Raw genomic sequence first — 6,436 nt, 5'->3', positions numbered from 1 at the left:
ACCGAATCTGTCGATGAAAGTCAGATTATCTTGGCTGAATATCAATGGAACGATAAAAAAATCGAGATTTCGCTTGCGGATTTCAGGGAGGCGATTGAACAGTTATCAATCTTCCAGCAGGAAAACTACGCAAGCAAAGCCGGGAAGACAGAATACCTACCAGAGTTCATTGACGAGAAGCTGAAAGTCCTCGCAGCGATAGATAAAGGGTTGGATAAAGATGAAGGTATACTCAAAAAGTCGCAGGAATACAAACACACGCTCTTAATCGAGCGCCTGACGCTAATTGAAGTCGATGAAAAAGTCTTCCTCACAGAGGAGGATCGGCGGCGGTATTACGAGGAACACAAATCGGAATACATTGAGGAAGCAGCAGCACGAGTAACCTGCATCAGTGTCTTGGAAAAAACGCTTGCGCAGGAGGCATTGGCACAAATCAAAGCTGGAGTAGCCATCAGCGAACTGGCAAAAGGATTGTCAGAGAAAGAAAAATTGTTTGGTCCTGGCAGCAACAAGTTGGATCCGGGGAACACCGGACTCTTTACTAAGGACGAATCCGAAGACTGGCAGCCTTTTGTCGACGCCGCTTTTGATATGGAAGTCGGCGAAATAACGGAAGAGATTCTTGAACTTGAGATGGATCACGAAACGTACTACCTCATTTTCCGCAAGGAGGAGCACATACCGACTATATTGAACCCTCCGTTAAGCGTGAGAAAAAACGGCAACGAATCATTGAATGGGTGGCAGAAGTCACCTCGACAAGCGGACTGAAAACCTACCCCGAACGGATTCCTGAATCAGTGCTGGACCAAGAGGAACCGGTGACAAACGCCGAAAGTATTGTCATTGCAGAGTTTGATTGCAACGGAAAGCAGCAGATTACGCTTGCTGAAATGATACAGGACATTCGTGAACTCTCAGAGTATACACCCGAGCGCTACAGAGACAAAGCGCGCCTTGAAGAATACGCGACCCTGATGGCAGAAGGGCGCTTAATACTCTGTCTTGCCAAAGCTCGAAAACTCGAAGACGAGCCAGAAATCCAGAGAAAAAACCGAAGGTATCTCCACACGATGCTAGCCAATAAACTCTGGAAAGTCGAAGTTGAGCAGAAGGTCAGAGTGACAGAGGAAGACATACAAGCCAACTATGAAGCGCGTAAAAGCGAATTCGCCGAAGAGGAGCAGGTGCGGCTAACCTGTATCACGCTTAAGGATAGCGATCGCGCGAAGGAGATTTTTGAATCAATTCAGTCGGGCAAAGATATGGTCGAAGTGGCGAAGGAGTTGTCAGATACCGGAGAATTGACTGGTCCCGGGGCGGATCCCCTCAACCCCGGCGATACCGGTTACCTGGCCCGCGACACCTTTCCGAAGGAGCAGCAAGCCTTTACTGACGACGCCTTTGCAATGGATGTGGGACAAACCACTGATGATATCATGACTGTCAGCTTTCAAGGCAGACAATACTATACAATTTTCCGAAAAGAAGAACATAACCCAGCAGTCCAAAAAACGCTTGACGACTCAGAGGTCCGGCGGATAGTGACAGCGGACACCCAAACGGAAATGCGCAATGCACTTACGAGCAATTTGTACACCCAACTCCGTAATAAAGCGAAACTCAAAATATATTTCGACCGAATTCCAGAGCAGTCAGATAAGTGACAACAACCAGCCACCTTCAGCTTGGGGTACTTACTTCAAACCAATTCTCAACAATGTGCTGTGGATTTAGGGATGCACAGCGAACAAGACTATCAAGGCTTATGTTGCGGTGCACGACTTGACAATTTTAAGATTAGGAGGATTTACAAATAATGCAATCAATCAGTGACAGTCAATGGCAGCAATTTGAGGAGGAAGGCTATCTCCTGCTCGGCAGAGTGATGGACGATGAGGAACTCGATACTTTACAGAAGCGCATTGATGACATCATGATGGGAAAAGCCAAACTCCCCTACGATCAGATAATGATGCAAATTGATGGCAAGACCAGCGACTACAGTAAGATGGAACCAATGACCAAGGGACACAAAGGTCCGACGTTAAACTATCGTAAGATTACGGAACTTGAGCTTGACCCATTCTTCCTGTCGTATATGCAAAAACCTGCCTTCCGGGACATTTGTGCTAGAGCCTACGGTTCCTCTACTCCGATTGCTACCCCGCGTGCAATGTTTATGAATAAGCCGGCGGACACAGGAACTCACCTTCCTTGGCATCAGGATGTATTTCGGAACCTTGACACATTTTCAGACATTATCATCTGGGCGGCGCTCGATCCGGCGACCCTTGATAGCGGCTGTCTCAGGGTAATTCCCAAATCTCATCACCGCATCTATGAAGGAAACTTCCCCACGGAAGAACAGCTGGCAGCCCTCTTCGCGGTGGCGGATCCCGTCAGCCTAGCATTAGAGCCGGGCGAGGGGGTATTGCTGCACGTCAACCTGATTCACACTTCCGCGGTGAATGATACCGGTTTGCCACGGCGGGCATTCAGCGTCGCTTATATAGATGCTGCAGCTAGGACCAAAGAGGGTCAGCCTCTCCCCACTATTTTCGGTGAAGATGCCTTAATCCCTCAATTCAACTAACCAAGCGGATGTTCAATTCCGATGGCGTAAGTGTTCTGAAACCGAAAACTTACGCCATTTTGATACTACCATGCCGTAAAGGTCGGGAGCTGATGACAGCGGTTGTCCGACGAAATCAGACTGTATTGCTACTCCTTGAAGTTGTGCTTACCAGTAGTCGCTAGGGAGTGCAATTCCTCCCTAGCATCACGACATACGCTCACCCCCAAGAATCGCTTGCTCTTCGTTTCACTGAAGGGCTGGCTTCACACCTCAACATATCAGTCAAAACTAATTCTACGGGAGAATAGTTTAATGCGCAAAGATTCTGGTGGAAAATCTGCATACAGCATGGGGCTACTTATCATCTTGATTGCTTCACTATGGCTGGGTTGTGGAAGTGATGATGAACAAGAGAATGGGGACCACCCCGATAAAATTGTCGGTAACGACAATGCGGAAATGGTGCTGATTCCTGCTGGGGAGTTTGAGATGGGCGATCCCTTCAACGAAGGTACGACCTACGAACGCCCTGTCCACACTGTCTTCCTTGACGATTTCTATATTGATGTCTACGAAGTGACCAATGCGATGTACGCTAAATTTCTCAATGAGATGGGGAGGCATGTGGGGGATACCGGTCATATCTGGCTGGATATCGGCGACGGTGATGAGATGATCGAATCGGTTGGGGGGCAATACCGAGCAAAGGCAGGATTTGAAGAGTATGCTGTGGTTGAAGTGAGTTGGTACGGTGCAGCGGCATATGCCCAGTGGGCAGGCAAACGCTTGCCGACCGAAGCGGAGTGGGAGAAAGCCGCTCGCGGTGGACAGGTCAAGGAACGGTATCCGTGGGGAGATGATGAGCCTGATGGGAGTCAGTGCAACTACGCGGATAAGAACACAAGCTATTCTTGGTCAGATCCGAACGCTGATGACGGCTACCAAACAACCGCTCCTGTGGGGCTATATCCTCCAAATGGCTATGGGCTATACGACATTGCTGGAAACGTATGGGAATGGTGCGTAGATGAATTGGATGTAGAGTTTTACGAAAACAGTCCGAAAGAGAACCCGGTGTCAGGTGGAATTACACTATTGATGCCTGATAACTTTAATAGTATTAGGGAACGCCGCATACTTCGCGGAGGTTCGTGGCACAGCACTCCGGAGATTCTCCGCGTGGCGTACCGCTACAGCAGTGAACCGGCGGTCACGCTCAGTTACTTTGGCTTTCGTTGTGTAGTCCCTGCTGACCCTTAGTCTTATTTTAACTTGTGGGCAACCCGCGTTGTGATATTCTCATGCCATTATTTCATCATTTGAAGAAAGGACCGAATAATGACAGGTCCCCATGAGTGGACGCCTGCTGAAGGTAGTCTACAAGAAATATTAGAGAAATATCCAAATCCTCTCAATGCGTTGGTATCAGGCGAAGTACCGGCGATTGTCCTCCGCCAAGTTTTCAATCCGAATCACTGCGCGGGTCTCATAGAGAGGCTCTATGAACGTGGCTTGGCATACGACCCTCGCCCAAATGAAAACAGCGAAGAAAGTAATAGACCTGTGTACGTTGGTCCCGCCTTTGTTAGGTACAGCGGTGATCCCGACAAGCTCTTCGCTTACGCCGCCGACACCCACGAACTTTTCAAAACCCTCTTTAACGGGTACGATAATCCAGTAAAGACCTTCTACGAGATGTTGTCATGTCTGGCACCGGACAAGCGGGTGATGACCGCTCGTGAACCGGACGGACGTCTCTATGGTCCCGCCGTTTTTCGTGCCTACTATGCCGATAGAGGACACGGGCCGCACTTTGACTCCGTAGCAAAGCGGCAGAGGTTGTTCCATTATCAGGTTGCGCGGTTCCAGCATCAGTTTGCTGGGGTGATGTGCTTCCAGAACTCCGAAAAGGAGGACGAAAGCGGAGAACCTTTTCTCTACAACTGTCCATGGACCCCCGCCGTGGGGGAATATATCACCGCAGGCACGTTTAGCCAATATGTCGCTGACCAAGGTATCCCCCGTGTTCAAATTCAACTTGAGCCCGGCGACCTTTACTTCTTCTTCTCTGAAAACATCCATGAAGTACCGCCGGTGATAGGTGAGAAACCGCGCATTGTGCTCGCTGCCTTTTTTGGCATGTCCCCGGACGATGAAGAAATTTTTGTCTGGTCGTGATGATGCTATTGTTACTTTGCACTATTGTTAGCCACTGAAAGGACAAATCAATGAAAATCACGAAAATCGAAACATTCCAGATTGAAACCCCACGCTATTACCAAAAACACCCCGTTGACACAGGCGAAGCGCCATCAGGTCACGTTGTCGTGAAGCTGCATGTGGCTGACGGGCTTGTAGGGCTAGGAGAGGCACCGGACAGCAAGGCTGATGATCTGGGCGCGCTAACAAAGCGCTACAACGATTTGCTGGTTGGACGCGACGCCACTCGGATTACCGAGATTAATGAGTTGATGCGGGCGCAGGACTTTGAGAGTACAGTCAGTAACGCACACATAACAGCCGCCATCGACATCGGATTGTACGACCTCAACGGTAAGGCGCAGGGCGTGCCAGCCCACAATTTAATGGGCGGAAAAGTGCGAGAAAGCGTGTACTTCTGTTATCCGATTATAGGGGCGCACCTAGAGGATGGCTTTGAGCGGAACGCCAGCTACCTACAGCGGTTGGTGGATTTGGGACATCATCTGTTTCGCTACTACGTTTCAGGAGACAGTGATCTGGACAACCGGTTCATCACCGAGATGAAAGCCCGTTTTGGGGACAAAATCAAACTCAAAGCCTTCGATTTTTCCGGACGTTTCAACGATTGGGAGACCGCCCTGCGCTACGCAGACGTGTTACGTCATCATAATCCGTATAATTTTGAGCAACCATCAAACAATTTGCGAGTGTGCGCCGAGTTTGTCAAGCGGATGGATACGCAGGTAAGTCTGCACATCAGCAACCTAGAGCAAGGCTATGAGGCCATTGAGCGCGGGGCATGCACCGTCCTTAACTTGGCGTGGATCTGGTATGGTCCGACCTACGAAGCCGCGGGCTTCAAAACTTTGCTTTCGACCGATCAGGATTCAACCGTAGGCACAGCCGGTGCGGTGCATCTAGGGGTTTCGGTGCCCAACCTTGATATTCCTGCTGACCCTGCTGGTCCCCTACTCTATACAGTTTCACCTGCTAAAGTGCGCATCCGAGCTGAAGAAAGCCACCTGTATCCGCCAGAGGGACCTGGCTTGGGCATCGAGTTGGACGACGACAAGATGAGGGAACTGACAGTCGCCTCCGCATAAATACCTCCAACACGCGTGGGTTGGGTTGAACGGTTAAACGTCAATCCCTATCAAGTCCAATAGAGGATCGGTCGTTTAACAACACCTGTTGATACACAGATGGGGTGAAACCCAGTTCAGTTTTTCATCGGAAAGTCTCCTTTTCAAAAGTTTATTTCATAAAAGTAATCTTTTGTACCATCCCGATTTTATCGGGATGATCCCAATCCGCAAACTAACAGTTTGCGCTACATTTTCCAGATTGCCCGATGATTATAGCGTTTACCGAATTAGCAACATCAAAATGTCAACGCACCCTAGTTATATGCGGCGCGATAATATTGACCCCTATACCCGTAGGTCGGGCATCCCCGGCCTCGAGATCCTCTCGGACTTGCCCGACCTACAAAGCCTCAGCGGGGGCGGTATGTGTATAGAAATTGGCAACCCAATTCGCCCAAGCCCCAGTTGCTTTGAATCCCGATTTATCGGGGCGGGGCGATAGGTGTGTCGTAAAATTGGTTGTTTCTAATAGATGTCGGGTATGAAAATCAAGTTACTGGTGGTCTAG

At 49.4% G+C, this 6,436-nt stretch carries 6 protein-coding genes; all 6 read left to right on the top strand.

The features are described 5' to 3' along the window. The coding region (locus J4G02_13645) for a peptidyl-prolyl cis-trans isomerase (GenBank protein ID MCE2395620.1) at nucleotides 1-774 on the top strand (774 nt) is incomplete at its 5' end. Next, nucleotides 744-1,670, top strand: coding sequence for a peptidyl-prolyl cis-trans isomerase (locus tag J4G02_13640; protein MCE2395619.1), 927 nt, complete (start codon nucleotides 744-746; stop codon nucleotides 1,668-1,670). The genes J4G02_13645 and J4G02_13640, both read left to right, overlap by 31 nt. A gap of 152 nt (nucleotides 1,671-1,822) precedes the next feature. Beyond that, nucleotides 1,823-2,599, top strand: a complete 777-nt coding sequence (locus J4G02_13635) for a phytanoyl-CoA dioxygenase family protein (GenBank protein ID MCE2395618.1) — start codon at nucleotides 1,823-1,825, stop codon at nucleotides 2,597-2,599. Nucleotides 2,600-2,893: 294 nt separating this feature from the next. Then, the gene (locus J4G02_13630) at nucleotides 2,894-3,841 is read left to right on the top strand and encodes a formylglycine-generating enzyme family protein (protein ID MCE2395617.1); all 948 of its coding nucleotides are present in this window, start codon (nucleotides 2,894-2,896) and stop codon (nucleotides 3,839-3,841) included. Between the two features lie 78 nt (nucleotides 3,842-3,919). Continuing rightward, complete coding sequence (locus J4G02_13625; GenBank protein MCE2395616.1) at nucleotides 3,920-4,759, top strand: 2OG-Fe(II) oxygenase; 840 nt, start codon at nucleotides 3,920-3,922, stop codon at nucleotides 4,757-4,759. Nucleotides 4,760-4,809: 50 nt separating this feature from the next. Beyond that, complete coding sequence (locus J4G02_13620) at nucleotides 4,810-5,886, top strand: mandelate racemase/muconate lactonizing enzyme family protein (protein MCE2395615.1); 1,077 nt, start codon at nucleotides 4,810-4,812, stop codon at nucleotides 5,884-5,886. The last annotated feature ends 550 nt before the right edge of the window (nucleotides 5,887-6,436 follow it).

The organism is Candidatus Poribacteria bacterium (assembly GCA_021295755.1).
In the GTDB taxonomy this organism is placed as follows: Bacteria; Poribacteria; WGA-4E; order WGA-4E; family PCPOR2b; genus PCPOR2b.
The sequence above is the reverse complement of the archived record's forward strand: the minus strand, read 5'-3'. Positions and strand labels throughout refer to the sequence as shown.

What these genes read in the sequence shown, in the direction of transcription:
- J4G02_13620 (MCE2395615.1), top strand. Translation starts at nt 4,810, where the DNA reads ATGAAAATCACGAAAATCGAAACATTCCAGATTGAAACCCCACGCTAT.
- J4G02_13630 (MCE2395617.1), top strand. Translation starts at nt 2,894, where the DNA reads ATGCGCAAAGATTCTGGTGGAAAATCTGCATACAGCATGGGGCTACTT.
- J4G02_13625 (MCE2395616.1), top strand. Translation starts at nt 3,920, where the DNA reads ATGACAGGTCCCCATGAGTGGACGCCTGCTGAAGGTAGTCTACAAGAA.
- J4G02_13635 (MCE2395618.1), top strand. Translation starts at nt 1,823, where the DNA reads ATGCAATCAATCAGTGACAGTCAATGGCAGCAATTTGAGGAGGAAGGC.